General features: G+C 66.8%; 1 pseudogene. It reads right to left on the reverse strand.

The features are described from left to right. Window positions 1-24 precede the first annotated feature (24 nt). Window positions 25-575 (reverse strand): annotated as a pseudogene (locus IEY36_RS30460) (IS5 family transposase); the annotation flags it as partial.

Genomic DNA, 575 nt, shown 5'->3' on the forward strand with positions numbered 1-575 from the left:
AGAGCCCATCCGGGAAGTTCCGATTCATGCTGAGGGCATTGCTGCCAGTCGGCGGAGCATGATGCGGATCATGGCCATGCGGACGAAGGCGCACGCGATACGGCAGTGGCGCTCGAAGTCGCGGGCGAGGCGGCGGTTGCGGCTGATCCATCCGATGGTGCGCTCGACGATCCATCGCTTCGGCAGGACGACGAAGCGATGGCGGTCGCAGCGGTGCACGATCTCGATCTTCCATGTGCCGGTGCGCGCAACCGCGGCCGCCATCTTCGGTCCCTGATAGCCCGCATCACCGATGATGCGCTCGACGAAGGGGAACAGTCGCCGGGCCTGACGCAGCAGTGGCTCGGCGCCATCGCGATCCTGCACGTGGGCCGGATGGACAACGACAGCGAGCAGCATGCCCATCGTGTCGGTCAGTAGGTGGCGTTTGCGGCCGACGACCTTCTTGCCCGCGTCGTAGCCGGACGGATCGACCGTAGTGCCCCCTTTTGCGCGCCCTTCGCCGTCTGGCTGTCGATGATCGCAGTGGTCGGGCTGGCTTCGCGCCCGGCCTGCTCGCGCACCGCGACGTAGAG

The sequence above is a fragment of the Neoroseomonas lacus genome, assembly GCF_014644535.1.
Classification (GTDB): Bacteria; Pseudomonadota; Alphaproteobacteria; order Acetobacterales; family Acetobacteraceae; genus Neoroseomonas; species Neoroseomonas lacus.